The sequence below is a fragment of the Kribbella sp. NPDC051137 genome (assembly GCF_040682535.1).
In the GTDB taxonomy this organism is placed as follows: domain Bacteria; phylum Actinomycetota; class Actinomycetes; order Propionibacteriales; family Kribbellaceae; genus Kribbella; species Kribbella karoonensis.
Genome location: NZ_JBFBBI010000007.1, coordinates 480052 through 504124, shown reverse-complemented (window position 1 = coordinate 504124; position 24073 = coordinate 480052). Strand labels below are relative to the sequence as shown.

General features: G+C 66.3%; 31 protein-coding genes. 11 read left to right on the top strand and 20 right to left on the bottom strand.

The window, feature by feature from the left end; all coding sequences use genetic code 11:
* Positions 1–132: 132 nt before the first annotated feature.
* A complete protein-coding gene (locus AB0M51_RS37790; protein WP_363753217.1) occupies positions 133–1005 on the bottom strand; it encodes a nucleoside triphosphate pyrophosphohydrolase family protein in 873 nt (290 codons plus the stop codon).
* Between the two features lie 138 nt (positions 1006–1143).
* Between AB0M51_RS37790 and AB0M51_RS37785 the strand changes: the two genes are divergently transcribed.
* From AB0M51_RS37785 to AB0M51_RS37770, 4 genes are read left to right on the top strand one after another with little or no spacing between them, the layout of a single operon-like run.
* Positions 1144–1386 carry an acyl carrier protein gene (locus AB0M51_RS37785; protein ID WP_363753401.1) on the top strand — a complete coding sequence of 81 codons (243 nt, stop codon included), beginning with the start codon at positions 1144–1146 and terminating at the stop codon, positions 1384–1386.
* A complete protein-coding gene (locus AB0M51_RS37780) occupies positions 1383–1784 on the top strand; it encodes a helix-turn-helix transcriptional regulator (protein ID WP_363753214.1) in 402 nt (133 codons plus the stop codon). The genes AB0M51_RS37785 and AB0M51_RS37780 overlap by 4 nt, the downstream gene beginning before the upstream one ends.
* Positions 1785–1787: 3 nt before the next feature.
* The gene (locus tag AB0M51_RS37775) at positions 1788–2675 is read left to right on the top strand and encodes an ImmA/IrrE family metallo-endopeptidase (protein WP_363753211.1); all 888 of its coding nucleotides are present in this window, start codon (positions 1788–1790) and stop codon (positions 2673–2675) included.
* A gap of 35 nt (positions 2676–2710) precedes the next feature.
* On the top strand, positions 2711–3535 hold the full coding sequence (locus AB0M51_RS37770; RefSeq protein ID WP_363753208.1) for a hypothetical protein: 825 nt from the start codon (positions 2711–2713) through the stop codon (positions 3533–3535).
* Here the strand turns inward: AB0M51_RS37770 and AB0M51_RS37765 are convergent.
* Complete coding sequence (locus AB0M51_RS37765; protein ID WP_363753205.1) at positions 3532–4545, bottom strand: nucleotide kinase domain-containing protein; 1014 nt, start codon at positions 4543–4545, stop codon at positions 3532–3534. The two genes, AB0M51_RS37770 and AB0M51_RS37765, sit on opposite strands and share 4 nt — an antisense overlap.
* Before the next feature lie 46 nt (positions 4546–4591).
* On the opposite strand from AB0M51_RS37765, the gene AB0M51_RS37760 reads away from it, so the two are divergent.
* Positions 4592–4888, top strand: a complete 297-nt coding sequence (locus AB0M51_RS37760; RefSeq protein WP_363753202.1) for a hypothetical protein — start codon at positions 4592–4594, stop codon at positions 4886–4888.
* A 1059-nt stretch (positions 4889–5947) separates the two neighbouring features.
* Here AB0M51_RS37760 and AB0M51_RS37755 read toward each other — a convergent pair.
* Genes AB0M51_RS37755 through AB0M51_RS37740 form a run of 4 tightly spaced genes read right to left on the bottom strand, consistent with a single transcriptional unit; the run spans position 5948 to position 9221 of the window.
* Positions 5948–6280 (bottom strand): carboxymuconolactone decarboxylase family protein, encoded by a 333-nt coding sequence (locus AB0M51_RS37755; RefSeq protein WP_344190706.1) that lies wholly within the window; start codon positions 6278–6280, stop codon positions 5948–5950.
* Complete coding sequence (locus AB0M51_RS37750; protein WP_344190708.1) at positions 6277–6693, bottom strand: cupin domain-containing protein; 417 nt, start codon at positions 6691–6693, stop codon at positions 6277–6279. The genes AB0M51_RS37755 and AB0M51_RS37750 overlap by 4 nt, the downstream gene beginning before the upstream one ends.
* Before the next feature lie 26 nt (positions 6694–6719).
* A complete protein-coding gene (locus AB0M51_RS37745) occupies positions 6720–7760 on the bottom strand; it encodes a zinc-binding dehydrogenase (protein ID WP_344190710.1) in 1041 nt (346 codons plus the stop codon).
* Between the two features lie 33 nt (positions 7761–7793).
* Positions 7794–9221 (bottom strand): MFS transporter, encoded by a 1428-nt coding sequence (locus tag AB0M51_RS37740; RefSeq protein WP_344190712.1) that lies wholly within the window; start codon positions 9219–9221, stop codon positions 7794–7796.
* Between the two features lie 100 nt (positions 9222–9321).
* Between AB0M51_RS37740 and AB0M51_RS37735 the strand changes: the two genes are divergently transcribed.
* From AB0M51_RS37735 to AB0M51_RS37725, 3 genes are all read left to right on the top strand, one after another.
* Positions 9322–10245: a helix-turn-helix transcriptional regulator gene (locus AB0M51_RS37735; RefSeq protein WP_344190714.1), complete on the top strand. Its 924-nt coding sequence runs from the start codon at positions 9322–9324 to the stop codon at positions 10243–10245.
* A gap of 51 nt (positions 10246–10296) precedes the next feature.
* A complete protein-coding gene (locus AB0M51_RS37730) occupies positions 10297–10662 on the top strand; it encodes a DUF2255 family protein (protein ID WP_344190716.1) in 366 nt (121 codons plus the stop codon).
* Positions 10663–10735: 73 nt separating this feature from the next.
* Positions 10736–11764 (top strand): phosphotransferase, encoded by a 1029-nt coding sequence (locus AB0M51_RS37725; protein ID WP_344190718.1) that lies wholly within the window; start codon positions 10736–10738, stop codon positions 11762–11764.
* A 34-nt stretch (positions 11765–11798) separates the two neighbouring features.
* On the opposite strand, the gene AB0M51_RS37720 is transcribed toward AB0M51_RS37725, so the two are convergent.
* Together AB0M51_RS37720 and AB0M51_RS37715 are read right to left on the bottom strand one after the other, a co-directional pair.
* On the bottom strand, positions 11799–12719 hold the full coding sequence (locus tag AB0M51_RS37720; RefSeq protein ID WP_344190720.1) for a sigma-70 family RNA polymerase sigma factor: 921 nt from the start codon (positions 12717–12719) through the stop codon (positions 11799–11801).
* A gap of 4 nt (positions 12720–12723) precedes the next feature.
* Positions 12724–13386, bottom strand: a complete 663-nt coding sequence (locus AB0M51_RS37715) for a hemerythrin domain-containing protein (RefSeq protein ID WP_344190722.1) — start codon at positions 13384–13386, stop codon at positions 12724–12726.
* Positions 13387–13573: 187 nt separating this feature from the next.
* Between AB0M51_RS37715 and AB0M51_RS37710 the strand changes: the two genes are divergently transcribed.
* Positions 13574–14047 (top strand): DoxX family protein, encoded by a 474-nt coding sequence (locus tag AB0M51_RS37710; protein ID WP_363753192.1) that lies wholly within the window; start codon positions 13574–13576, stop codon positions 14045–14047.
* A gap of 424 nt (positions 14048–14471) precedes the next feature.
* Entirely contained in the window at positions 14472–15044 is a 573-nt protein-coding gene (locus tag AB0M51_RS37705) for a hypothetical protein (protein ID WP_363753189.1), read from the top strand.
* Here AB0M51_RS37705 and AB0M51_RS37700 read toward each other — a convergent pair.
* The 9 genes from AB0M51_RS37700 to AB0M51_RS37660 form a co-directional block, all read right to left on the bottom strand.
* Complete coding sequence (locus tag AB0M51_RS37700; RefSeq protein ID WP_363753186.1) at positions 15041–16195, bottom strand: glycosyltransferase; 1155 nt, start codon at positions 16193–16195, stop codon at positions 15041–15043. The genes AB0M51_RS37705 and AB0M51_RS37700 overlap by 4 nt on opposite strands.
* A 100-nt stretch (positions 16196–16295) precedes the next feature.
* A complete protein-coding gene (locus AB0M51_RS37695; protein WP_363753183.1) occupies positions 16296–16856 on the bottom strand; it encodes a hypothetical protein in 561 nt (186 codons plus the stop codon).
* A gap of 65 nt (positions 16857–16921) precedes the next feature.
* The gene (locus AB0M51_RS37690; RefSeq protein ID WP_363753181.1) at positions 16922–17374 is read right to left on the bottom strand and encodes a LysR substrate-binding domain-containing protein; all 453 of its coding nucleotides are present in this window, start codon (positions 17372–17374) and stop codon (positions 16922–16924) included.
* Positions 17271–17585: a LysR family transcriptional regulator gene (locus AB0M51_RS37685; RefSeq protein ID WP_363753398.1), complete on the bottom strand. Its 315-nt coding sequence runs from the start codon at positions 17583–17585 to the stop codon at positions 17271–17273. The genes AB0M51_RS37690 and AB0M51_RS37685 overlap by 104 nt, the downstream gene beginning before the upstream one ends.
* A 52-nt stretch (positions 17586–17637) precedes the next feature.
* Positions 17638–17964, bottom strand: coding sequence for a hypothetical protein (locus tag AB0M51_RS37680; RefSeq protein WP_363753178.1), 327 nt, complete (start codon positions 17962–17964; stop codon positions 17638–17640).
* Positions 17965–18134: 170 nt separating this feature from the next.
* Positions 18135–18524 (bottom strand): MerR family transcriptional regulator, encoded by a 390-nt coding sequence (locus tag AB0M51_RS37675; RefSeq protein WP_363753175.1) that lies wholly within the window; start codon positions 18522–18524, stop codon positions 18135–18137.
* Positions 18525–18782: 258 nt separating this feature from the next.
* Positions 18783–20042 carry an NAD(P)/FAD-dependent oxidoreductase gene (locus AB0M51_RS37670; RefSeq protein WP_363753172.1) on the bottom strand — a complete coding sequence of 420 codons (1260 nt, stop codon included), beginning with the start codon at positions 20040–20042 and terminating at the stop codon, positions 18783–18785.
* Between the two features lie 112 nt (positions 20043–20154).
* Complete coding sequence (locus tag AB0M51_RS37665; protein ID WP_344190745.1) at positions 20155–20613, bottom strand: carboxymuconolactone decarboxylase family protein; 459 nt, start codon at positions 20611–20613, stop codon at positions 20155–20157.
* Between the two features lie 32 nt (positions 20614–20645).
* Positions 20646–21284: an HD domain-containing protein gene (locus AB0M51_RS37660; RefSeq protein ID WP_363753169.1), complete on the bottom strand. Its 639-nt coding sequence runs from the start codon at positions 21282–21284 to the stop codon at positions 20646–20648.
* A gap of 93 nt (positions 21285–21377) precedes the next feature.
* Between AB0M51_RS37660 and AB0M51_RS37655 the strand changes: the two genes are divergently transcribed.
* Positions 21378–21500, top strand: a complete 123-nt coding sequence (locus tag AB0M51_RS37655; protein WP_363753166.1) for a hypothetical protein — start codon at positions 21378–21380, stop codon at positions 21498–21500.
* A 74-nt stretch (positions 21501–21574) separates the two neighbouring features.
* Here the strand turns inward: AB0M51_RS37655 and AB0M51_RS37650 are convergent, their stop codons facing one another.
* The 3 genes from AB0M51_RS37650 to AB0M51_RS37640 form a co-directional block, all read right to left on the bottom strand.
* The gene (locus AB0M51_RS37650) at positions 21575–21742 is read right to left on the bottom strand and encodes a hypothetical protein (RefSeq protein WP_363753163.1); all 168 of its coding nucleotides are present in this window, start codon (positions 21740–21742) and stop codon (positions 21575–21577) included.
* Positions 21743–21816: 74 nt separating this feature from the next.
* Complete coding sequence (locus AB0M51_RS37645; RefSeq protein ID WP_363753160.1) at positions 21817–22641, bottom strand: sulfite exporter TauE/SafE family protein; 825 nt, start codon at positions 22639–22641, stop codon at positions 21817–21819.
* A gap of 7 nt (positions 22642–22648) precedes the next feature.
* A complete protein-coding gene (locus AB0M51_RS37640; RefSeq protein WP_363753157.1) occupies positions 22649–24070 on the bottom strand; it encodes an MBL fold metallo-hydrolase in 1422 nt (473 codons plus the stop codon).
* Between the last annotated feature and the right edge of the window lie 3 nt (positions 24071–24073).

Here is a 24073-nt window from a genome sequence, read left to right as displayed (position 1 = left end):
GTCCGACCTCGAGCCAGCTCTGCTTCCACCACTCATCGCCGCGAAATACCGAGCACCTTGGATCTAACGGTGAGCCATGTGTTCAGTTTGCGCGTCCTCTGTTGCGCCAGACCTAGCAAAGCCCCCGGCTCATCACAGCACCGTCAGAGTTTGAGCCTTCAAGTCCAGCTCCAGCTGACCGGCACCTTGCGAGCGCAGCTTCCACCAGGCCCTGTAACCGGTGAGGATCGCGTGCTCCCAGTCCGCTGCCCTGCAAGCGCCGACCTCGAGGTGAGCGGTCATCTGGCCGATGGTGGTCAGGAGCTCGTGATCGATTCGGTTGACATCCCGAAGGTACCCATGACGCGCCGCGTACGAGAAGACCAGTGCCGAGATGCCTTCCTCGATCGCGATGGCACGTCCCCCGTCCTCCATCTCGTCGAACTCGGGACGGCTCCTGCGCTTGCAACCGAGAAGAAATCGACTGACCGGCGACCACCCGAGCACCGCTGCATGTGCGAGGTGGAAGACGTCGTGGTAGCGGTAGTCGTCGTCAACACGCGAGGCGTTCGTCAACGGGTCGCCGGCCGGCGACCCGTCCGCCCTGGTGACGGTCACGACCTCGCGACCGTCACCGTTGACCTCCGTCGCAAACGTAACGACCGTCTTCCTCGGGATCTGCTCATTCACCGGGAAGTCCCCATCGAAGAACGATCTCTCAGATTCCGGGGTAGTGCGCCACCGATCCTTGATCTTCTCGATGCTCGCGACCGCGACGTCGTCCAACGACAGGTCGAATCGATGGGCCAGCGCCGCGACGTACCAGAGGACGTCACCGAGTTCGTCACGTAGTTGCCCCTTTCCCTGCTCGAAGGCTGCGCCGTCACGCAGCATCTTCTTGTAGACCGTCGCCACCGATCCTGCCTCTCCAGCCAGTCCCAACAGCGGAACAGTGACTGGGTCCGTGCCTTCCGCCGCGGGCTGGAGAGTCTTGATGGCTGCCTGCTGGTACTGGTCGAACTCCACTGATCCTCCTCGTCGGATCCGCCGACACGTTGTTGGATTTCTCGACTACTGTCGTATAGTAGGACATGATCGTCGGAAAACAAGACAACAGGAGGAGATCTGAGCACCCAGATCCCTGCCGCCGAGGAGATCACCTTGGTGATCATCGACTTCCTAGGGGAGTTGCAGGACAAGGACCCGTACGAGCTTCGGGCCGAGCTCTCGGTCGGGGGTTCGGAGCTGCCTGTGGACTCTCTACTGATCGTCGAGATCCTCACCCGGCTAGAAGAGCACTTCGGTATCAGCATTCCAGCCGACGCCGAGGCTGCGCGCTCAACTCGATCGGTCCGCGCGTTCTCGCGGACCGTTCTAGGCTCGATCATCGAAGGGCAACAACCATGACGCCTCTATCACCCGACTCTCGTTCGCGCGATCCAGAGCTCGAGCGCCTTGGCGAAAGGCTCCGGACAACTCGCGATTACCTGGGGATGTCACAGCAGTACGTAGCCGACAACACCGGCATCCCTCGCAGCGCGGTCAGCGACATCGAGCGCGGCGCGCGACGCGTCGACAGCCTCGAGCTCAAGAAGCTCGCCAAGCTCTATCGCCAGCCGGTCTCCTGGTTCCTCTCCGAGGAGGATGAACCGGACATCGGCGAGCACGTCCTGGCCGGCCTGCCACGCGCTCTCGCTGAGCTGACACAGGGGGACCAGCAGGAGGTGCTCGACTTCGCCAGATACCTGCGCTTCCGGCAAGCAGCAGAGAAGGCAGACGGCAGCGACCCGAAACCCCAGGGATGACCGATGGATTGGAAGCTCGCGCATCGCATCGCTGGCATGGCGGCTAATCAGGCCCACCGTGATCTCGAGATCGACCGTACGACGTATGTCCCCGTCTACCGGGCCTTGGGTACTGCCGGCCTGATCGGAATGGCGAAGTCGATGCCGCGACTGTTCGGGGTCTATCTCTCTGCAGCGGACGACGGGCCGGCTGTCCTACTCAACTCCGGATTGGATATCACCGGCCAGCGGCATACAGCAGCGCACGAACTCGGGCATCATCGCCTGCACCACGACACCGCCGCCGACGACGAGCTCGATCGCTCGATCACCTGGGGCGATGGCACCTGGCCAGATCACGAGAAGGTCGCCGAAGCATTCGCCGCCTGGTTCCTGATGCCGCAGCCCGCAGTTCTCGCCGCGACGCAACGCGTCGCCGGGGAGCGATCATTGCAACCGACACATGCCTATCTGATCGGTCGAGCGCTCGGAACGTCCTACGCCGGGACGGTACGGCAATTGCTTAACCTCAGGCTCATCTCACGGGCTGCGGCCAGCCAGTGGGCCTCGATTCCCCCTTCGAAGCTGAAGCGAGAACTGACTGGGGGCCGACCGGTCGCGGGCACCGCCCACGTACACGTGATCCTCCCCAGCACGGTCGATGAAGTGTTTCATGTGGACGTCGGGGACGTCCTTGTCCTCTACATCCCCGACGCGCACTTCGGTTCTTCACCGGAGCTGACACCGTGGACCGAGTCCGGCAAGGCCGGCTATGCCCCGGCAGTCGCCGTCACTGACGAGCTGACCTCGACCTCCACTGTCACCCTGCACACGTCAACAAGCCACGAACCGCTGGCGCTCCGGCTAGCACGAGAGTCCTGCAGAAGTGGCATCGACGACATCTGGCCATGATGGTCCCGTCGGCCTGCCCAGACCCGAGGAGTTCCATGTACACGTTCGTCGTTGAGAAGCCCGACGTCACGGCTGCTTGGATCGCGGCCTGCACCGAGCTGGACCGCAGGACAAATCCGGACCGCACCGCCTTCCACACGGTCGTGCGCATCACTGACCCAAGCAAGGACGATGCAACCTTTCGAAGCGATCTCGAACGAGTGCGGGAGCGCGCACTGCCGGCCGACGACTACGCGACGATCGAAACGGTCGCCAACACGATCTTCCCCCGAGCGTTGGCAGCGTCGAGTGGAAGTCACGCGGATCTCGTCACTCGCTACAGGAACATGTACGGTCGTGTCCGGCTGTTTCCCAAGAATCACCGCGACACCTACTTCGGGCGGCTGATCGCCTATCCCGGCCCGGGGAGCAAGCCCCCCATCGACCAACTGGGAAAGGTGATCGAACGACTCAAGAGCGAGGCAGCGTCCCGCGGCCCCATGACGGCCGCGTACGAAGTTGATGTTGCCCACCCGGCCTTCGACAGCGAGATCGCCGATGATCCGATCCTGTCGATGGACGCGCACGTGCACCGCGGAGGCCACGACAACTACACCCGAGGCTTTCCCTGTCTGAGCCACTGCTCGTTCCAACTGGAGAAGGGTCGAACTGTCCATCTGACCGCGTTCTACCGCTACCACTACATGCTGGACAAGGCGTACGGGAACTACATCGGCCTCGGGCGTCTCCTTGCCCATGTCGCGGGCTGCGCAGGTCTGCGGGCCGGCGCGTTGACCGTAATGGCCGGCTACGCGTGGCTCGAGAAGACCCGGTTGGTCCGACCGCTGCTCCGCGAGACTGAGCCGATGGTGTCTATCTAGAGATTCAGACCCCACTTGGGCGGGAACCATGCCGTCAGCGGCTCGGGGTCGCGTCGATAGGTTTGCTTGATGCGACTGCGGCCGCTGAGCCCCTGCACATCGGGGTGCGCAACTCGCGCGTACTTGTCGACCTCGCAGAACAGGTTCTGACAGTCGATCAGTTGTAGCGGCCTGCCCTTCAGCCCTCCGAACGACAGTCCCAGCCGCTCGAAGTGATCGGCCTGAGTGTCAGCCATGTACCTGATGATGTCGGCTTCGATTCCATCTGCGGCTGGGCCGAAGCACTTGCGGATGCCGTCTCTCGCGCCGGGCCCAGGCACCACGAAGTCGCTTTCGGCGAAGGGCATCTCGTCGGCGTAGTTGAGGTCGATCAGGTACTGATAAGCAAGGAACGGCCCAATCGCGGGGTAGCCAAGCAGTACATCGTAGGCCTGCCGCATCGACGGCGCCGTCAGGATGCGCTCCGGCGCACCTGAATTCATCATCATCTCCAGCAGCCGGAGATGATTGCGGTGCTTGCGATCAGCCCCCAACGCCGGCGGTGGGACGATGTACGCCGCCGAGTACAGCCGATCATTCTTGGCGAACGCTTTCGAGAGCACATCGTCGTATCGGCGGTAGTCGTAGGTCTCCCAGGAGATCTCGCCCAGTACGGCGGACAACAGGCTCCAGGTCGATTGCTTGTTGAAGACCTTGAACAGCATCGTCCGGAAGAAGATCTCTTCCCAGGCCACCGGTCCGCTGTAGATCACGTCAGCGATGAGTGTCTGACTAACACGATCTGCCGCGCGGAAGCAGTTCGTGAACCGATGCTGCATGAGGATCGCGTCATCCGTCCACGGCTGAGGCTTCCCGGCCAGTCGCGATTCGTAGACCTGCTGCCTCGCAGCAGCAAAGCGCCAGTACGTGTCGAAGACAGCCGTCGGACTCAGCGTTCGGCCGGCCACTCGCAGGGGTGACCCAACGTAGAGGTGACCCGACTTCTCTCGGTTCTGCAGCGTGACCGGCATGCTTGATTATATAATTTTTATATATCTCTGTCACGAACGGAGGGCCGTGGACAAGTTGTGTCATCAAGAGGAACGGCGCACGACTTCGATCGCCTGGCCACTGGATGTCGACACCCGCCTGAATGTCCTGGTGCGATTGGCAGCGCTGGCCGGCGAGCGGACGTCACGCGTGGAGATCTTGGCCGCGATGGTCAGCGCCGCAGATACCGATCCGGATGCGCTGATTCGCCTCCTACATTCCTACCGGCGGCTCTCGGCAGATGCTCTTGCCGAACAGAACGGGCGCGATGATCTACCCGCGATCCGCAGATCAGGTCGGCGCCGCTCATCGAAGCCAGCTTGAGATGCGGTGCCATTCACCGCTAGTCACCAGACGCGTCGGTACCAGCCGTTGGCCGGTCATGTCGACATACAGGCGGTCCGCCATACAACCGCTTGAGAAGCCGTCGGCCGCTGACACTGAGCCCTGGACCGTCTGGCTCGTCACCGGAAGTTCGCCCACCGCGTCGCCGTGGACGCCCGCAGCGAGGCGTCAGGTTCATCGGCCTGACGGTCGGTACAGGTCGTCGCGTCGTGCCGATGGTGCGATCGAGTCCGCGAACGAGTCGCCGTTGGCGCGCGTCCTGCCACGCCATCTCGGCGTTCCAGATCATCGCTCATCGGGCTGCAAATCTGCCGCCACCCGATCTGCAAATCTGCCGGCGACTAGTTGCAAAGTATGGCGAAGCCCTGAATGCAGATCTGCCGCTCCTCGACGCGCCGTGTTCGCGTCGACCGAGGCGCACTCGACGACCTCGTCATGCGAGACGCGCTGACAACGTCGGCGGCTCGTCACACACCTCTTTACGCACCTCAATCAGCGCGAGAGGATGGTTGCCGATGAGAACCTATGCGCAACACAACACCACGAAACCTGTTGTCTATAAGAGGTTTCGCTCATCGTCGGCAAACGATGGTCATCCTCAGGTGGAATTCAGCGGGTTCGGGGTTCGAGTCCCTGGCGGCGCACAAAAGCCCAGGTCACCGTGGTGGCCTGGGCTTTGTCATGTCTGGCGCGCACTGTTTACACACTCAATCCAGCTGCCGCATGCTCCGCTTGGCTCGAGACGGCGTCATCTGATCGTGACTGTGCGTCACATCACATCAGTTCGCGCATCCCTGCCGACCTCGCCGGTTCGCGGCCGTGGCCAGCGCTGAGCATCGGAACCGGGGCGACATCACCAGCTGGATCGCGCAGACCGACGACAACCGCAAGCTCTGCGGTGTGCTGGAGTCTGGCGACTGCCAGGCAGGCATGGACGAGGCCCCGAGGTACCGCAGGACCCAATGGTCGAGTACACGGCTGGTGTTGGCGAACACTTACAGTCCCGGTGAGCCGAGGCTGGGCTGTTGCAGTGGTCGATCAGTTGTCCTTGTCGCCGAAGACCTCCTTGGCGACCGTGATCGCGGACATCGCGCGCGGCCAGCCGGCGTAGAACGCGAGATGGATGATGGCTTCCTTGAGCTCGGTCTCGGTGAGTCCGTTGTGCAGGCCGCGGGCGAGGTGGCCGCGGAGCTGTTCGGTGTTGCCGCCGGCGACCAGTGCGGCACAGGTGATCAGGCTGCGGTCGCGCGGGCTGAGCTCGGGCCGCGCCCAGACGTCTCCGAACAGCACGTCGTCGGTCAGTGACACCAGCTTGGGTGCGAAGTCGCCGATCAGACGCTGAGCTGGTGTCTGGTTTTCGGTGGTCGTCATGAAATCTCCTGACCGGTCGCGGCGTACTCGTCGTCGCTGACGTGTTCGAGCCAGGTGGTCGTGGTGGCAGGGTCGTCAGCGTTGTCGAGCATCGCGAGGTGTTCCATGAAGGCGTCGGGTGTAGCGCCGTGCCAGTGTTCCTCGCCTGGTGGGCAGTAGATCGTCTGTCCCGGGTGTGCGGTGACTTTCTGGCCGCCGCGGGACTGGATCCACGCCACTCCTTGGGTGATGTACAGCGTCTGCCCGAGGGCGTGGGAGTGCCACGCGGTCCGGGCACCGGGCGCGAATCGGACCTTCGCGACCGTCATCCGCTGACCTTCGTCGCGCGGGGAGGCGATTGGGTCGAGCCAGACGTCGCCGGTGAACTTGTCGGGCGGATTCTTGGTGGTCGCTGGGCGCGGGACTACTTGCACGATCGCTCCTTGAAGTGGTGAAGAGGTCAGGGGTGGCTGACGGTGAGCAGAGACTTGATGGCGCGGCGTTCGTCCATGGCGGCGTAGGCATCGGCCACATGGTCGAGGTCGGTGGTGTAGTCGAAGACGAGGCCGGGGTTGATCCGTCCGGCGAGGACGTCGTCGAGCAGTTCGGGGATGTAGCGGCGGGCCGGCGCGACGCCACCCTTGATGCCGATGTTCTTCCAGAACAGCGTCTTGTACTCGAACGTCTCGTACAGAGGTACGCCGACGGCGCCGATCATGCCGCCGGCGCGGGTTATTCCCGCGCAGGTCTCGATCGACTGGTCGGTGCCGACGCATTCGAGTGCGGCGTCGACGCCGGTGTGGTCGGTCAGCCGCAGGACGGCCTTGACCGCGTCGTCGCCGCGTTCCTCGACGATGTCGGTGGCGCCGAACTCCTTGGCGACGGCCTGGCGGGCGGGGTTTCGGCTGAGCGCGATGATCCGGCTCGCGCCGAGCTTCTTCGCCGCCAGCACCCCGGACAGACCGACCGCGCCGTCCCCGACCACCGCGACGGTGCTGCCTTCCTTCACCCCGGCGCTGACGGCGGCGTGATAGCCGGTGCTCGCGACGTCGGACAACGCGGTGAACGACGCGAGCTGTTCGTCGGTGAAGTCCGATCCGGGCACCTTCACGAGGGTGGCGTCGGCGTACGGCGCGCGCACCTTTTCGCCCTGCCCACCGTCCGTGACTCCATCGCCGAACGAGCCGCCGTGCACGCAGTTGGACTCGAAGCCGGCCTGGCAGGCGGGGCAGGTGCCATCGTTGAAGGTGAACGGCGCGATCACGAAGTCGCCGGCCGCAAGGCTCGTCACGTCGTCGCCGACGGTTTCCACAACGCCGATGTACTCGTGGCCGATGCTGCCGACCTTGTGCTGGTTGATGCCGCGGAAGTACCACAGGTCCGAGCCGCAGACGCAGCCGCGGACCACGCGCACGACGGCGTCGGTCGGGTTCTCGATCCGGGGATCGGGACGCTCGCCGAGTTCGATGGCGCGCTCGCCTTTGAAGATCGCTGCCTTCACGGATATCTCCTTGCTGCTCAGCGTGAGTGATGGTCAGTTGGTCGCCGAGGTACGGCGGCCGGGGATGATGACCGTGACCGCGGCGATCAGGCAGAAGGCCAGCAAGCCGGTCCCCCAGGTGAGTGCGGTGGACACACGGACGGTGAGATCGGTGGCTCCGGCCGAGGCGGCGACCAGCAGGGCCAGGCCGGTGGCCGTGCCGAGTTGGTGGGCGGTGTTGACCAGGCCGCTGGCCGCGCCGGCGTCTTCGGCGCGGACTCCGGCGATGCCGTAACTGGTCAGCGGCGCGAAGGCCAGCCCCTGGCCCGCGCCGATGAGCACCATCGGCAACGCGACACCTTCGAGGTAGGAGCCGACGGCGCCGACCTGGGCCAGCCAGGCCATGCCTGCCAGCGTGAGGGCGACGCCGGCGACCAGCGTCGAAGCTTCGCCGGCGCGCCGTACGACGCGCAGCAGCACGGTGGCGACGGCGAAGTTCACGGCGGTCATCGGCAGGAACCCGAGCCCGGCCTGGAACGGGGTGAAACCGAAGGCGTCCTGCATGAGCTGGGTCGTGAAGAAGAAGAAACCCATCATCGCGCCGAGGTACAGCGCCCGGGCCGCGTAGGCTCCCCAGCGCCGCCGATCGGCGAACAGCCGCAGCGGCAGGATCGGCTGCGCGGTCCGGCGCTCGTGCACCACCAACCCGGCAAGCAGCACGGCTGCGGCAACCATTGCGCCAACAACGACTGGACTGCCCCAGCCGCGTCCGGCCGACTCGAGGATGCCGAAGACGAGCGCGCCGACTCCCAGGGTGGCGCTCAATGCGCCCAGCAGGTCGAACCGGCCGCGCTGGCGCTGGGTGGCGGGCAGGTAGCGCGGGGCAAGAACTGCCATGGCGATGCCGAGCGGAACGTTGATGAAAAATCCTGCCCGCCAGGAGATCCATTCGGCGGCTGCACCGCCGACCAGGAGCCCCAGGCTGGCGCCGATGCCGGCGGTGGCGGCATACCAGGCCACCGCCCGCGAGCGGCGCTCACCTTCGGGGAAGCTGGCGGTCAGCAGCGAGAGCGCGGACGGCGCCACGATCGCAGCGCCCACTCCCTGCAGCGCACGCGACCCGATCAGCCACCACCCCGTCGGGGCCACGCCGATGAGGAACGACGCGGTGACGAACACCGCCAGGCCGAACACGAAAACACGGCGGCGACCCAGAAGGTCGCCCAGCCGGGCGCCGAGCAGCAGGAGCCCTCCGAACACGAGCGTGTAGGCGTCCTGCACCCACGACAGACCGGCTGCGTCCAGGCGCAGCGCAGACGCGATCGAGGGCAGGCCGGTAAAGATGACGGAGTTGTCGAGCAGGATCAGAAAATAGCTGATCAAAATGATCGCCAGAATGGCTCGCGGGTGCGCGGGTCCGGCCGGCGGCGCAGATCGCTCCTTGTCGGCGCTCGTGGTGGGGTGGTCGAGGGAGGTGGTCACGGACACCAGACAACCCCGGCCGTTGCGGGCGCAACAGTCACTGTTGAGAGGGGTACTGGCAGGGTCTGGCAGAGTCTCGACGACGACGTAGCGTGAAGGTATGGCCGCGACGAACGCCTCCAACAGCAACGATCTCCGGGAGTTCCTGACCACCCGCCGGGCCAAGATCACCCCCGAGCAGGCCGGATTGCCCGTCTACGGTGGCGCCAACCGCCGCGTGACCGGTCTGCGCCGCGAGGAGGTCGCGCTCCTGGCCGGTATCAGCGTCGAGTACTACACCCGCCTGGAGCGCGGCAGTGCCGGCGGCGTCTCGGACAGCGTCCTGGACGGCCTCGTCCACGCGCTCCAGCTCGACGAGGCCGAGCGCGACCACCTGTACCGCTTGGTCCGCGCCGCGAGCACATCCACAAGCCGGGCGTCGCGGCGTACTCCGGCGAAGAAGCGCGTGCGCCCGGTCGTGCAGCGCATCCTCGAGCAGATGCCGATGCCGGCGTACCTGCGCAACAGCCGCTTCGACGTCCTCGCCGCCAACGACCTCGGCCGCGCCCTCTACAGCCCGCTGTACGACCAAGCCGCGGCCCACACCCCCGGACAGCCGCCCAACAGCGCCCGTTTCTGCTTCCTCGACCCGCGTGCGACCGAGTTCTTCCTCGATTACGACAAGGCCGCCAACGACTGCGTCGCGTTCCTCCGCGCCGCAGCCGGCAGCGATCCCTACGACAAGGACCTGTCCGACCTCGTCGGTGAACTGTCCACCCGCAGCGAGGACTTCCGGCGCCGCTGGGCAGCCCACGACGTCCGTTACCACCGCACCGGCCGCAAACGCTTCCACCACCCACTCGTCGGCGACCTCGAACTCGACTACGAAGCCTTCGAACTCGCCGGCGACCCCGGCCAGCGCATCAACGTCTACACCGCACCACCGGACTCGCCGGCCGAGGAAGCGCTGAACCTCCTGGCCAGCTGGACCGCACCGCAGCCCGCGGCAGACACGTCCGTCATCCATCACGACACGAAGGACTGACATGCGGCTCCGACCACTCGGCCGCGAGCAACAACCAAAGGACCGGAAGACATGAGCACCTGGACCACCGACGAACTGCGCCGCCTCGACCAGCTGACCGAAATCCGCGTTGCCGGCCGCCGCGCGGATCAGACGGTGCGCACACTCACCATCGTGTGGCACGTAGTCGTCAACGACCGCCTGTACGTACGGTCGGTGCGCGGCACCGAGGGCAGTTGGTACAAGGGCGTCACCCGCCACCACGAAGGCGCAATCGCCTTCGACGGTCAGACCCGCGATGTCACCTACATCTCCGACGCCACCGCCGACGACCAGATCGACAAGGCCTACTTCGCCAAGTACGGCAACGGGTCACCGACCCGAGCGATCACCAACGCCGCGGCCAAACAGACCACCCTGCGCATCGAACCCCGCTGATCGCGCCGCCACCAACCGCCGCACCCGCCGGTCGACCGGCTCCACCCGACGAGCCTGACTATCGTGATGAGCCATGACGCAGGAGACAGATGCTTCGGATGCGAGCCTGGAATCGCAGGCGCGGAACGCGCTGGCGGCCTACGATCTGGCCGGCCCAGTCGCCCTTCGCCTGCACGCACGCGGTCTCAACACAGTCTTCGAGGTCACGGCAAACAGCAAGCGATACGCGCTTCGCGTGCATCGACCTGGCTACCGCACCAGCGACCAGATCCGGTCCGAACTGCAGTTCGTGCGAGCCGTCGCGGAGCACTGGAACGATCAGGCGTTGCTGTTTGCTCCTTGGCCTATGACCAATCGAAAAGGTGACCTCGTGACCGAGGTCACCGCCGGAGAATCGGTACTCAGCTGCGACGTCACGACCTGGGTGGACGGAGCCGTCCTAGTGCCTGGGCAAGGCCTGACCGAAGCTACGGTCCGTCGGCTGGGCCACGCGTTGGCGTCGCTGCACAACCTGTCCGCGCAATTCAGTCCACCAGGCGGTTTCTCCCTACCTCGATGGGATGCCGACGGCATGTTCGTGCCATCGGCGTCCCCGTATCAACCCCAGCTCGGCATCGAAGATCTCCTGGATCGGCCAGATCTCGACCTGTACGCCGAGATCGCCGACCGGACCCGGGCCGTCTTCACCAGCCTGGACTCCGCCGGCGACTCCTTCGGAATCATCCACGCCGACTACATCCTCGGGAACTGCTTCCTGCAACGAGCCGGCTCCGAATGGCGGACCAGTGTCTTCGACTTCGACGACTGCGGATGGGGCTACTTCCTCTACGACCTGTGCCCGCTCCTGGGCAACCTCGCGGGATATCCGGGTGCGATCGTGGACAATCCCGAGTACCCGCGCCTCCGGGACGCGTTCCTGGCCGGCTACCGCACCACGCGGCCACTACCCGCGGCCTTCGAGGAACACCTACCGACACTCATGGCCGCCCGCAACGCGAATCATTGCCTGTTGACCGCGCGCCATGACGTGTCGCCAACACCTGCACAGGATGCCGCCTGGAGGATGAGCCTTGCCCGTCAGTGTCTCGCCCTGCCCCACTGAACCTGGCCCATACCAGCTGAACGGGAACCGTCGCTCATTCGCCGAACGTCGCCCTGGTCAGCTTGTCGCTGTCCAGGATCAGGTCGATCTCGACGATGCGTTCCTGGACAACCGTGATGCCGACGACGGCGATGATCCCGCCACGGGTTTTCGCGACGATGCCGGCGGCGCCGTTCACCACGGCAGGGTGGCAGAGGGTGGCGAACCGTGGGCCGTGGGCGGCGGCGTGCTCGGCCACGGCATCGGCACCGACCAGCAATGCGGGCGCCAGCCAGGTACGCGGGCCGGTGTCGACGCGGAACACGACATCCGGATGAAGCACCTTGATCAAGCCTTCGAAGTCGCCGGCGCGTGCTGCCTCGAGGAAGGCAGTCGCGACCCGGTGTTGAGTCGCGAGATCGGCATCCGGTACCGACGACGTGCCGCGCACCCGTCTGCGAGCGCGGCTGGCGAGCTGACGAGCGGCGGCCGGGGTCCGGTCCACGATCGGTGCGATCTCGTCGAACGGTACGCCGAACATGTCGTGCAGCACGAAGGCCAACCGTTCAGCGGGGTCCAGCGTGTCCAGCACGACCAGCAGCGCCAGCCCGACCGAATCGGCGAGAAGTGCCGCGGTTTCCGGATCGGCCCGCTCACCGTGGGCGGAGACCAGTGGTTCGGGCAGCGACGTACCGGCCGGAGTTTCGGGGTGGGCCTGCCGGGCGCGCAGGATGTCGATACACACACGACCGACCACGGTGGTCAGCCATCCGTTGATGTTGTTGATCGAGGTGCTGTCGGAGCGGATGGATCTGATCCAGGCCTCTTGGAGCGCGTCCTCGGCCTCCGACATGGAGCCGAGCATCCGGTAGGCAACCGCCCGGAGGCGCGGCCGTTGCTCTGCGAAGTGGTCGGCGAACCACTGCCGGTCGTCCGTCACGGTGTCATCCCCGGTGTCATCCCCAGTGTCATCCATGGTGTCACCGCAAACCTTGAGTTCGGCGGTAGCGGGGTTCCCAGCGTCGGCTGTACAGAAGTCGCGCCGGGGCAGGCAGCATCCCGAGAACCTTCGTCGCGTAGGCGGGTCTTGCGCTGTCGAGCACCCAGGGAAGGTACTGCGCACCGCCCTTGAGGCCCGCCTCCGACCGGACATGTTTGCCGAAGGCATCCCATCCAGCCTGCCCGAGCCGACGTTCGATCAGCGGAAGTGCGTCTTCTTCCTCGTGACACATGTGTACGGTCAGCCCCTGAGCAAGGGCAGTCAGGCTCTCGCCGAGTGTGCGCTCATCGCCGCGGACGATGGCGGCGTCGATCCGCTGGAGCAGCGGGTCCAGAGCGCCGTGCTCGGTTTCCATGTCCTCGAGGATCTGCTTTTCGGTCGCCTCGGTGACGACCTCGTACAGTCGCGGCCACAACGCCACATCCTCGGCGGTGTGATGAAAGTGAAGTTGCCTGCTGAACATCTGCCAGGTCACCAGTGCTGCCGGGCTCAGGGACTTCCCCGCGTCCGCGGCGGCGCAGAGTCGACCCAGGTCACGGTTGAACGCGTCGTGGGCGACGTACATCATCGTGAAGTCGATCGTGCCCGGGATCTCAGCACGACGGGCGTACGCCTGCTCCGCGCTCTCTGTCGTGTCACTCATTGCTACTCCTGTCAGATTGCTCTTCGCGGCGACGATGCCGGTTCACACCCATATGTCGGATCACGTGGGCCAAACGTGACCGATCCCGCTCCGCACCAGCTTCCGGGGAGATTCCGTCACATTGGTTGCCCGCGGCCCGACGTACTCACTGCCAGGAGATTCCGGGCACGAGCACAAGGGAGCTGTCTTGTTCAACATCACTGTCTGGGTGGCCGAAGGCTTCCTCGCGTTGTTCTTCGCATTGGCCGGCCTGCCGAAGATCTTCGGCAAGGGCATCGACCGTTGGGTCGGCTTCGATGAGGTGCCGCGCGGCATGACGATACTGATCGGCACCTGTGAGATCGCCGCGGCAGTCGGTCTGATCGTGCCAGTCCTGGTCGACCGGGTCGAGTGGACCACTCCCCTGGCCGGCATCGGGATCGTGATCATCTCGCTGATGGCCAGCGGCTTCCACCTGCGCAACCGCGAATGGCTGGCCGCCCTCGAAACTGTCCTGTGGGCCTCGCTGGCGGGATCCGTGGCAGCGGCCCGATGGGACAAGTTCGCGACCGGGCCATCGTTGTCGGGTCATGACGTGGTGCTGCTGGCGCAACTGGTCGTCGTCCCCGCCGTGATCATCAATCTCGCCGTACTCACCCGCGCCACCAGTCCGAATGCGTAACACGCAACGTCGGGCCGTTGCCGCGATCGCCGCTGTGTCGGCGACCCTCTTGGCAGTCACAACGCCGACGCACGGATCAACCGCCAAGACCGCTCAGCGGTGCACCGCAGACTTTGATCGCGATCACTGACAAGTACTACGCCCAGAGTGAGCTCACCTCCGACTTCTGGACCAGCCCGGTCAATGCAAGCGGTACGGCACCCGGTGGATCGCCACCATCCCCGGTCTGGCCTATGCCGAGCAATACGGCAACTGGCGCTGATCGTCGTCGGCGCCGCGCTGCCGGTTGCCAGTAGCAACGGTCTGCCGAATCAGTGCGGTCGCCTCGTATCACGCCTCGGCTCTCGCGACCACCCTCGCCCGAGGGGGTGTTTTCCCTCCGCAGGAGGATGTCCGGCCGCTGCGTTGTTGGGAACGTGGTCGTGTGACGATCTCGCCCACGGCTCCCGGCCAGGACTCCAACTCGGACGGCACCCGGGCCCTGGTGCCACCGACGCAGAGCGCAGCGCCACGATGGGCTGCGCGTCTGGCGCATGTGATCCCGTTCTTCGTTCTGCCCTCCAGCGTATGGCGCCTTGCGGTCGCGTTCGGCTTCCCGATGGGCATGCTCAACGACGTCGGAGAGCCTGCCGTCGTGCGCGGCTGGCCGGCGGTCTACGTCGCCGCTATCAGCCTCCTGGCGGAAGCCGTAGCTCTCACCGCGTTCGGACTGGTCCAGCCGTTGGGAGAGGAAGTGCCGCGGTGGGTGCCGATCTTCGGCGGCCGCGCAGTTCACCCGAAGGCCGTGATCGTTGCCGCCTCCGCGGGCTCCGTGGCGCTGATGTTGATCTGGACCGTCGGCTTCTGGAACGTCTGGACAGGTGGCCGGCCAGGCCCCATGGTCAGCGCGTTCTGGGCGGCCGTCTTCACCATCTGCTACGCGCCCCTGAATCTCTGGGGCCCGGCCCTCCTCACGTTGACCTGGGCCTACCAGCGCCGAACGGGCGACATGCCCTAGGCCCCCGTCAAGGACTCGATCACCGTCGCGACGCGGTCGTCAGGCTCTAGTTGCGCCGCCATCTTCTCAGCGGCAGTTCGGTACGACGAATCGCCGAGCACCCGCTCGATCGCAGTACGCAAGGTGTCCTCGGAGGCATTCGGATCGACACTGACACCGAGTCCGTGATGCTCGACCCGGCTCGCCACCGCAGGCTGGTCCCGGCCCATCGGAACGCAGACCAACGGTACGCCGGCCGACACCGCCGCCATCACCGTGCCGTGACCAGCGTGCGTGATCACCAGGTCAGCGTCCCTGAGCACGGCGTCGTGCGGCACGAACCGCTCGAGCTGTACATGCTCCGGAGCACGGAGACCGACCAGGTCAACCGCGGGACCCACAGTCACCACCGCACGCACGCGAAGGGATCTCAGCGCGTCGATGATCCGCTGCAGGACGCCCTCCTGACTCTGATCACTCGTACTCAGGCTGACCAGCACCAACGGCTCAGTGCCTTCCGGGAGTGTGAACGTCGTCGACGCGCCTCGCGGGAGCTGCGGACCGACGTACTGCGCGTTCGCAGGCGGCTGCACCTTCGGGAGTTCGAACGCGTGCGCGGTGAGCATCAAGAGCACGTCGGCATCGATGATCTGCTCGGTGACCGAGACGATCGTGCCCAGTCCCAACTCGGCGCGCGCCCGATTGATCCCTGCACGTGCCGCTGCCCAGGCGTCCTGGAGCTCGGCCGCTTGGGAGTCCTGCCTTCCGGCGACATACACGGTTGGCATCATCGACGCCGAAACCGTGCCAGTGATGCGAGCGGCCATCAGCGCACCGAAAGCGGTGCAGTCGGCAACCATAACGTCGGCCTGCCCGCGCAAGACAGGCATCAGCTGCTGCGCCCACGGCACCGCGGCGGCGATCATCCGGGGAGTCAGGTCTTCAGGTTCGCGTCGTCTCTGGGGACTCCACTCGAGCAGTTCGAGCTCGAAACCGGCACGAGTCGTGTCGTCCCGAACCTCGGGCGGACCGAACACCGTCACGTGGTGCCCGCGGTTGCGCAACTTGGTCGCGACGGTCAGTTCGACAGCGGCGGTGCCGCCTCCGTCGCGGATCACATGGACGATCCGCAATGGCTGTATACCCGGATTGGCATCAGATGGGTTCGGCATGACGCTCATCCTCCGACTTGATGTCGACATGAAGTCAACCTCCCGGCCTCCTCGAACGCCGAGGTCTCGCACTCCAGGCCGACCTTCTCGAAGCCCTGTGTCAGCGCCGGATCGCCTCGACCACGAGTTCGCGTACGCGGGCGTAGTCGGTGGCTGCCGTCGGCTCGTCCGTCGCCAGCAGGTGAAGCGCTCCGACGAGCATCGGGGCGACCGCGGCAGGATTCGCGTCCCTCCGGATCCTGCCGGCCCGCTGCTCGGCGCCGATGTAACTGCTCACGGCAGCGACAGCCTGCAACAGGATCGGCAGCCGTTCCTGTCCCAGGGCGACCAGGTGATTGCGCACCTCGTCCCGGGCGATCGCGATCTTGATGTACTGGATCGCAGGGGTCTCGAACAGGCGGGACATGGCCGCCGCCAGGTTCTCCTCGACCTCGTTCCGTCCGGCGGTCCTGGCGAGTTCGTCGGCGATCGTCGCCACGTACGCCGTACGGCTGATGATCAACTCGGCCAGGAACGTGTCGAAGTCCGAGAAGTACTTGTGCAGCACGCCTTTGGCGACCCCACCCTCCTCAGTCACCGCACGGCTGGTGAGAGCCACGGCACCGTCTCGTACGAGCACGCGCTCGGCCGCCGCGAACAACGCCTCTCGCGGATCGTTCAACGACACACCCGTCGGTGGCATCGCACACCTCTTCGCCTGGCTCGTGGACAAACGGGCTCACCCACTCAAGTGGGCGCATGCCCATCGTAACCTCGATCTCCGCCGGGCTCTCGCAGCATGACACCGAGTCCCGCAGCCACGAGGCTCTGTCCGACGACGTAGTCATCGGTGGCGTGATGCTCGATCGGATCGAAGCCTGCCTGCCGGCACACGTCAGCCAGGTGTGCCCGGCATCGAGAGCAGCCCACGATCCACGGCTCCCGGCCCAAGTCGCCGAGCGCCACCGGCCGGCGCGAGCCGGCGTACCGTGGCGGCAGTACGAGCCGAACCCGCTCGGTGCCGGTCGGTCGCCACGTGAGGCCGGCGCCAACCTCGTAGTCGTCGTGGTACGTGAACGCGACCGCCACGTCGACCTCACCAGACTCGACGAGCGCGACAGCCTCCGAAGGTTCGGCGTCCACCAGCTTGACGTCGACATCGGGGTGACTGGTCTTGAGCGCGGCAACCGCGGCCGGCACGACCGTCGCGAGCGCTGAGGGGTAGGCCGCAATCCGCACTCGACCTCCTCGTAGGTGTATCAGCGAGTCCAGTTCCTCTCGGGCCATCTCCAACTGGCCTGCCACCGCGTCCGAGCGCCGCAAGTTGCTGACTCACTGCCGGCTGAGTCCAGCCGAGATCCCGAGCCACGGCACTGATCGATCCTGCGCGGGCAACCGCCCGGAAGATCATCAGGCGCCTGGGATCCAGCCGCACCCTCGAGGGCGACAGTGCGCTCATGCCGTCAACTCCGGTCGCTCGGCGCCCTACGTGCAGCGGCCCGGCGAAGCACGTACGGGATGGTGAGCTTGTGAATCGGAAGAACGAACGCCCACAGCAGACGTGCACCCAGGCGACGGTAGACAACCTTCGTCGTCCAAGCGACCTGGTCGCTTTCGACGTCGATGATGTTGACGGCCTCGATCAGCCAGGAATCCAGGTTCAACGTCAGCCGGTTGGTCTCGGCAGCACTGATCTGCCACCCATGGACGTAGGCCGGATCGTGAAGCGGACCGAGCCTCAGCCCCAACACCCCGCGCCATCCGGCCAGGAGAAACCACCGTAGGAGCACCGGTGCGTCCTCAAATGCTGCTCGGGCCCACTGCTCGGCACCGCGAGGATCAGCCGGATCTCGCGACTGCCGGAAAGAGCAACTGAAAGTCACACCGGTTCCGTTTCAACGAGAAGGTGGGAGGTGGCGGACGCTTCCGCCATTGTCCCTGGACATCCCCAGAGTTTCGCTTATGAGTGCGCGACCGCGGCGCGGAAGTTCGGGCACTCGGTGAAGTCTTCGTGGGTGCACGCGAGGACCGAGCCGATCATCGAAAGTGCCTGCTCGATGGCCGCGGCCTTTCGTTGCAACTCCTGCTGGTGGGCCCGCAGCGCCTCGATGCGTTGCGCAGGATCGGTTGCTGTGATCAGGTTCCGCAACTGGTCGAGGCTGAGGCCGGCCGCCTTGCCGCGCAGGATCGCCGAGACCCGGTACGCATCGGCATCGCCGTACACCCGCCGGCCGCTGGTCCGCGCGGGTGACAGCAGACCCATCGCCTCCCAGTGCCGCAGGACGTGCGGCTCGAGTCCGAAGCTCGCCGCGAGGTCGCCGATGCTCCGGGAATCAGCATTTGGCTTCATGTCAACATTAAGTCGCAGCATCGACGACATGTCGACCCGGATGGGCGTGACAAGGGCGTGGTTCTGCCCCCAGGAGACAGCGCCCGACTACGGAACGATTTGTGGCGACGGTGTCGCCTTCGTGCTGTGACGCCTTCTGGACCACCTGCCGCTCTTCAGCCCGTCGGTCGGCGTCTGAGGTGAGGCCTGGGGCGCCGGTCGCCGAGGCTGCCCTGGCGGCGTTGCGCAGTCACGCCTTCCGGGGCTGATCGCGGACCGTCAGCTGGGGGCTGTGCATTCGAGGCGTACCTGGTCGGCCCCGATCAGGCCGAGCTGTACCGCTTGGGGCGGCATGAGCGTGTTGATCGCCCAGTCCGTCGCGACCCGGGTGCGGTTTCCCGGCAGGGAGAGCAGGTGGTACCCGCGCGTGACCGCCTTGGCGGGGAGGCCGGACAACGGGATCCCGAGCGGGTTGGCGGCCGACTGCCATCCGCCGAGGTCGACCAGAAAGCCGAGATCGTGGTGCTTGTACGGCTCGAGATCGGCGCCTGCCAACGAGGCGGCGACGTTCCGGGCGACCAGCTTGCCCTGGCGCTGGGCGTGCTGCGCGGTCATCCCGGTGACCGACCCGGGCTGGGTGACGTCGGGGACGGCGGCGCAGTCCCCGACCGCGAACACGTGCGAGCGGCCTTCTACGACAAGCGTCTCGTGAACCCGGAGCCGGCCGCGATCGGTGGGCAGCGAGAGCCCGTCGACCAACGGGTCCGGCCGTACTCCGACACACCAGATGAGCGATCTGGTCGGGATCTGCTCGCCCTTGGTCATGCGCAGGCAGTCCGGCGCGGCGTACTCGACGGACTCGCCCGTGCGGACGTCGACGCCGCGCTTGCGTAGTACGCGCTCGGCGGTTGACGACATCCGCGGGTGGAGACCCGGCAGGAGCCGGTCCGCGAGGTCCGCGAGCACCCAGCGCACCCGCTGGTCGCGCAGCGCGGGTAGTTGCTTGAGCAGCCGGCGGGTGAACAGCTGGCCTTGGGCGGCGACCTCGGTACCGGTGTATCCGGCTCCGACCACGACGAAGGTACATCGTGCGTCCCGTTCGTCGCGGTCGTCGGTGGCCGCCGCGAGTTCCAGCTGACGGGTGATGTGGTCGCGCAGGAACAGCGCCTCGGAGATGCTCCGGAACCCGTGTGCGTACTCGGAGACGCCGGGGATCGGCAGCAGCTTGTTGACGCTGCCCGAGGCCAGCACGAGCCGGTCGAACTCGATCGTACTGCGTCGTCCCTCGGGGTCGACGCGTTCGACGCCGTGGCCGTTGATGTCGATGCCCGTGACCGTGCCGAGCTCCAGCTTCACCTTCGGCAACCGGTCCGGCAGCGACACGCAGATCCGCCGCGGTTCCAGAACCCCGGCCGCGACCTCCGGCAGCAACGGTAGGTACAGAAAGTAGTCCGTCGGGTTGATCAGCACGATCTCGGCCTCAGGCGCGACCCGCTGGAGCCCCCGCGCCGCGTGATACCCCGCAAACCCCGCACCCACGATTACCACCCGCGCACCGCTCATCAGCTGTCAGAGCCACCAGCCGGTGACCCTTCCTCCTCTCGCCCGCTCAGGAACGACCACGACAACCCACCAGCCAAGAATGACCGAATCAGTCGGCGACGGGGTAGCGGCTGGTGATGGCGACGCGGTTGAAGGCGTTGATCGCTATGACCAGCCAGGCGACTGCCGAGATCTGGTCTGCGGTGAGGACGGCCGCGGCGGCGTTGTAGTCCTCGTCGCTGACGTGCCCGTCCGCGACGAGGGTGATCGCTTCGGTCAGGCGTAGGGCCGCGCGGTCGGTCTCGGAGAAGTATCCGGTCTCCTCCCAGGCGGGCAGCACGGCGATCCGGTCGGGGTTTTCGCCCTTCTTGCGGGCATCACCGGTATGCATGCGCAGGCAGAACGCGCAGCCGTTGATCTGGGAAGCGCGGATCCTCACCAGCTCGACCAGGAGCGGGTCGAGGCCCACTGTGGCCGCGTTGTTCTCCGCCTCCGCGGAAAGGGCGATGAGGGCTTTGTAGGCGGTCGGGTGCTGCTTGTCGATGCTGACCCGCTGCGTGTTCGTCACAATTCCTCCAATTCTTGGGGTGGTAATCGAGTTCAGGTCGGCCAGGGGGCTGACCTGACGCGGTCGACCATGCTGAGCCGCTGGAAGCCCGGTACGAATTCCGCCAGCACGTCGGCGTTCATCGTGCCGAAGGTGGTGTCCGGCCGGTCCTTCAGCGCGTCGACGAAGGTCTGGAGGAACTCCTGCTTGAAGTCCCCGCGCGGATCGGCCGCCGTGACCGCCGCCACGTCCGCCGGGTCCAGGTGGTCGAGGCCGAAGCCGATCGCGTCGGTCAGTACGCCGTACGTCGTGACGGCGATCTCCGGCCCCATCCGGGCGGGGACCCCGGGCGTCGTGTGCAACGCGATCGCCGTCCACACCACCTCCGCCGCGCCGTCGCTGAACCCGTGCTCCAGCAGGAACCGGCGGGCATGGTCGGCGCCGTCCAGCTCGAACCGCTGCTCGGCACCGGAGAACGGCGTGAGCAGACCGACGTCGTGGAAGAGAGCGGAAAGGTAGACCAGCTCAGGATCCGGCTCCAGTCCCAGCAGCCGGGCGTGCAGCATCCCGAAGACGAACACGCGCCGGGAGTGGTGATAGATGAGCGGGCTCGAGTGCTCACGGACCCACTGCGCGGCCTCGGCCGCCGCCGGTGTCTCGGGGATGCGCTCTGCTGCGATGATCTCGGACATGGACCTCGCACTTTCCGGTGTCGTTGCGGCGAACGGTTCGCCCGGTTTCCACGGTCACGCAGTACCCGTCTCGCGCGCCACCTCGGTACGGCCATGAAGCACGCGCATCCGGACACGTCTGCCGCACAGACGCCGTCCGGGTCGCACCAGGTAGCGATCCTCGTGTACGACGGCGTCAAGGTGCTCGACGGCGCGGGTCCAGCCGGCGCGAGCTAGCTCCGGTCGCCGACCAGCAGCACTCGCGGTCCGCGAAGAACTTGCTGGAGCGTACGACGCAGCGGTCCCGGGCGTCAGCGGCCGAGCAACTTGTCGAGCCAGCTACTTCCCTGCCGTTCGGACTTCGGGTGGCCCGGACACCACTGAGCGGCGGGGATCATCGCTTTGACCTGACCGACGTGCTGGCCGCAGCCTGCCCAGGTGGTCTTGCCGCAGGTCTTGCAGGTCACGGGTCGGCACATAGTTCGTCTCCTTTGTCGGGCTGTGGTTGGCGAGTTCTCGAATTGACGGACGGTGCTGGGAGGGGTCGGAGGTGTCAGGCGAGGGCGGGGAGCGCCTGGATCGCGGTGTAGACAGCGACGCCGAGCACAAGCACGGTGAAGGCTGCCGACAGGTGATCGCTGTCGACCCGGTTGGCAAAGCGGGCGCCGATGACGGCCGCGCTCGCCGAGACTGCGGTGAGCAGGAGCACCACACCCCAGTCGGGACCGGCGCCGGATCCGGCACGGGCGGCCAGCGCTGCGGCACTGGTGATGGTGATCACGACCAGGGAGGTCCCGGCCGCGAACCGGATCGGCAGCCCGAGAGCGAGTAGCAGTGCCGGCACGACGAGGAAACCACCGCCTACGCCGAGAAACCCGGTCAGCAGGCCGACCACAGTCGCGGTGACGAGCACTCCGGCCGCACGCGGACAGGCGCAGGCGAAGGTCGGACTGAAGGTGATGATCGGATCGTCCAGCGACGGACGTCCGGCGAGTCGGTGCGGGGTACGGCGGGAACGACGCGACCGACGCCAGGCCATGATGCCGGCCACGATGAGCATGAGCACCGCGAACGTTGCCATCAGCACCTTCTGTGGGACGTGCGTGGAGGCCTGGGCGCCGAGTACCGCGCCACCGATCGCCACGGAGCCGAAGGCGACACCACGGCCGAGCAGTACGTTGCCGGTCCGGTACGCCGTGATCGCGCCGAGGACCGACGTCACGCCGACCACGACCAGCGAGCCCGTGGTCGCCTGCACGGCGGACTGCCCGAGCAGGTAAACCAGCACCGGCACCGCGAGGATCGAGCCACCGCCGCCGAGCGCGCCCAGACTGAGTCCGATCAGCGCCCCGGCGACGACGACGAGGACGACCGTCACGGGTACTTCACGCCTCCGGTCCGACCACGTCGAGCCCGGCCTTCGCCGCGTTCTCGAACTGGTCGTCGACGGCGACGAGCAGGCGTCCGGCAGCATCCAGGAACGACGCGGCGATCGATGCGCGGTAGCCCGCCGCGCAATGTACCCACACCTCGCCGGGCGGGACCTCTGCCAGTCGCTGCGGCAACTCGTGGATCGGGAGGTTGACCGCGTCGCGGATCCGGGCGGACACGTACTCCTCGGTCCGGCGGACGTCCAGGATCACGACCTCACGATGGTGACGGACCTGCTCGAGATCGGCGAAGCTGGCGGTCGGGAACGATGCCGGCGCGCCGCTGCTCCACTGCTCCGGTCCACCGGTGGCGTGGGCCGCCGGACGGTCGATCCCGATCCGCACCAACTCACGCTGTGCCTCGGTGACCTGCGCCGCCGTCTCTCCGAGCAAGGTCAACGGCGTTCCCCACTCGATCAGCCAGCCGAGGTACGTCGAGAACGCGCCGTTCAGCCCGAAGTTCAGCGTCCCCGGTGCGTGACCGGCCGCGAAGGCCGTTCGGGTGCGCAGATCGACCACCCATTCGCCCGCCTCGATGCGGCGGCGCAGTTCCGCCGCGTCCGCCTTCTCCGGCAGGGACAGATCGGGGTCGCATGGGCCCGCCGAGTTGGCGGGCGCCATGTGCACGTAGTACGCAGGCCATGCGCCGAGTCCGGCGAGCAGTTCGCGAACGTACTCCGCCTCGCTCCGGGTCAGCACCGGATTCGCACGCCTTTCGTGCCCGATGGTCGATTCCGCCGCCTCGGACTGGTTCGCGGAGCAGAAGGACCCGAACCCGTGCGTGGGGTAGACCTCGGTCTTGTCAGGCAACGTCGCGGCGAGCTTGTGCGCCGAGGCGTGCTGGTGACGCGCCAGGGCGTCGGTGTGGTCCGGCCCGAGTAGGTCGGGCCGGCCGGTTGCGCCGTACAGCAATGATCCGCCGGTGAAGACTGCGACCGGTTCGTCGATGGCGGTGAGGGCATACGACATGTGGGTGAAGGTGTGACCCGGTGTGTGGATGGCGCGCACCCGCATCCGGTCACCGATCTCGACGACCTCGCCGTCATGGATCGGTGTGCGCTCGAAGGAGACCTTGTCGTCGGCATTGATCAGGTACGCCGCTCCGGTGGCTCGGGCCAGCGCGAGCCCGCCGGTGACGTAGTCGTTGTGGATGTGGGTCTCGAAGACGTGGGTCAGCCGAACGCTGTCGGTATCGAGGATCGCCAGGATGCGGTCGATGTCGCGCTGCGGATCGATGACGAACGCCACCTCGCCGTCATGGACGAGATAGCTGCGGTCACCCAGCGACGGTGTCTCGATCGCGCGGACGGTCAGACCTGTGTCCGATTGCAGACGGCTCGGCGAATCAGTAGCGGTCAGTGTGTGGTGGTCGCTCATCAG

Bases quoted from the DNA above. Each gene is read 5' to 3' on its own strand.
- AB0M51_RS37780 (WP_363753214.1), top strand. From the start codon at position 1,383: ATGACGCCTCTATCACCCGACTCTCGTTCGCGCGATCCAGAGCTCGAG.
- AB0M51_RS37775 (WP_363753211.1), top strand. From the start codon at position 1,788: ATGGATTGGAAGCTCGCGCATCGCATCGCTGGCATGGCGGCTAATCAG.
- AB0M51_RS37770 (WP_363753208.1), top strand. From the start codon at position 2,711: ATGTACACGTTCGTCGTTGAGAAGCCCGACGTCACGGCTGCTTGGATC.
- AB0M51_RS37765 (WP_363753205.1), bottom strand. From the start codon at position 4,545: ATGCCGGTCACGCTGCAGAACCGAGAGAAGTCGGGTCACCTCTACGTT.
- AB0M51_RS37755 (WP_344190706.1), bottom strand. From the start codon at position 6,280: ATGACGACCACCGAAAACCAGACACCAGCTCAGCGTCTGATCGGCGAC.
- AB0M51_RS37735 (WP_344190714.1), top strand. From the start codon at position 9,322: ATGGCCGCGACGAACGCCTCCAACAGCAACGATCTCCGGGAGTTCCTG.
- AB0M51_RS37730 (WP_344190716.1), top strand. From the start codon at position 10,297: ATGAGCACCTGGACCACCGACGAACTGCGCCGCCTCGACCAGCTGACC.
- AB0M51_RS37725 (WP_344190718.1), top strand. From the start codon at position 10,736: ATGACGCAGGAGACAGATGCTTCGGATGCGAGCCTGGAATCGCAGGCG.
- AB0M51_RS37720 (WP_344190720.1), bottom strand. From the start codon at position 12,719: ATGGATGACACTGGGGATGACACCGGGGATGACACCGTGACGGACGAC.
- AB0M51_RS37715 (WP_344190722.1), bottom strand. From the start codon at position 13,386: ATGAGTGACACGACAGAGAGCGCGGAGCAGGCGTACGCCCGTCGTGCT.
- AB0M51_RS37700 (WP_363753186.1), bottom strand. From the start codon at position 16,195: ATGCCGAACCCATCTGATGCCAATCCGGGTATACAGCCATTGCGGATC.
- AB0M51_RS37685 (WP_363753398.1), bottom strand. From the start codon at position 17,585: ATGATCTTCCGGGCGGTTGCCCGCGCAGGATCGATCAGTGCCGTGGCT.
- AB0M51_RS37675 (WP_363753175.1), bottom strand. From the start codon at position 18,524: ATGAAGCCAAATGCTGATTCCCGGAGCATCGGCGACCTCGCGGCGAGC.
- AB0M51_RS37660 (WP_363753169.1), bottom strand. From the start codon at position 21,284: ATGTCCGAGATCATCGCAGCAGAGCGCATCCCCGAGACACCGGCGGCG.
- AB0M51_RS37655 (WP_363753166.1), top strand. From the start codon at position 21,378: ATGAAGCACGCGCATCCGGACACGTCTGCCGCACAGACGCCGTCCGGG.
- AB0M51_RS37650 (WP_363753163.1), bottom strand. From the start codon at position 21,742: ATGTGCCGACCCGTGACCTGCAAGACCTGCGGCAAGACCACCTGGGCA.
- AB0M51_RS37640 (WP_363753157.1), bottom strand. From the start codon at position 24,070: ATGAGCGACCACCACACACTGACCGCTACTGATTCGCCGAGCCGTCTG.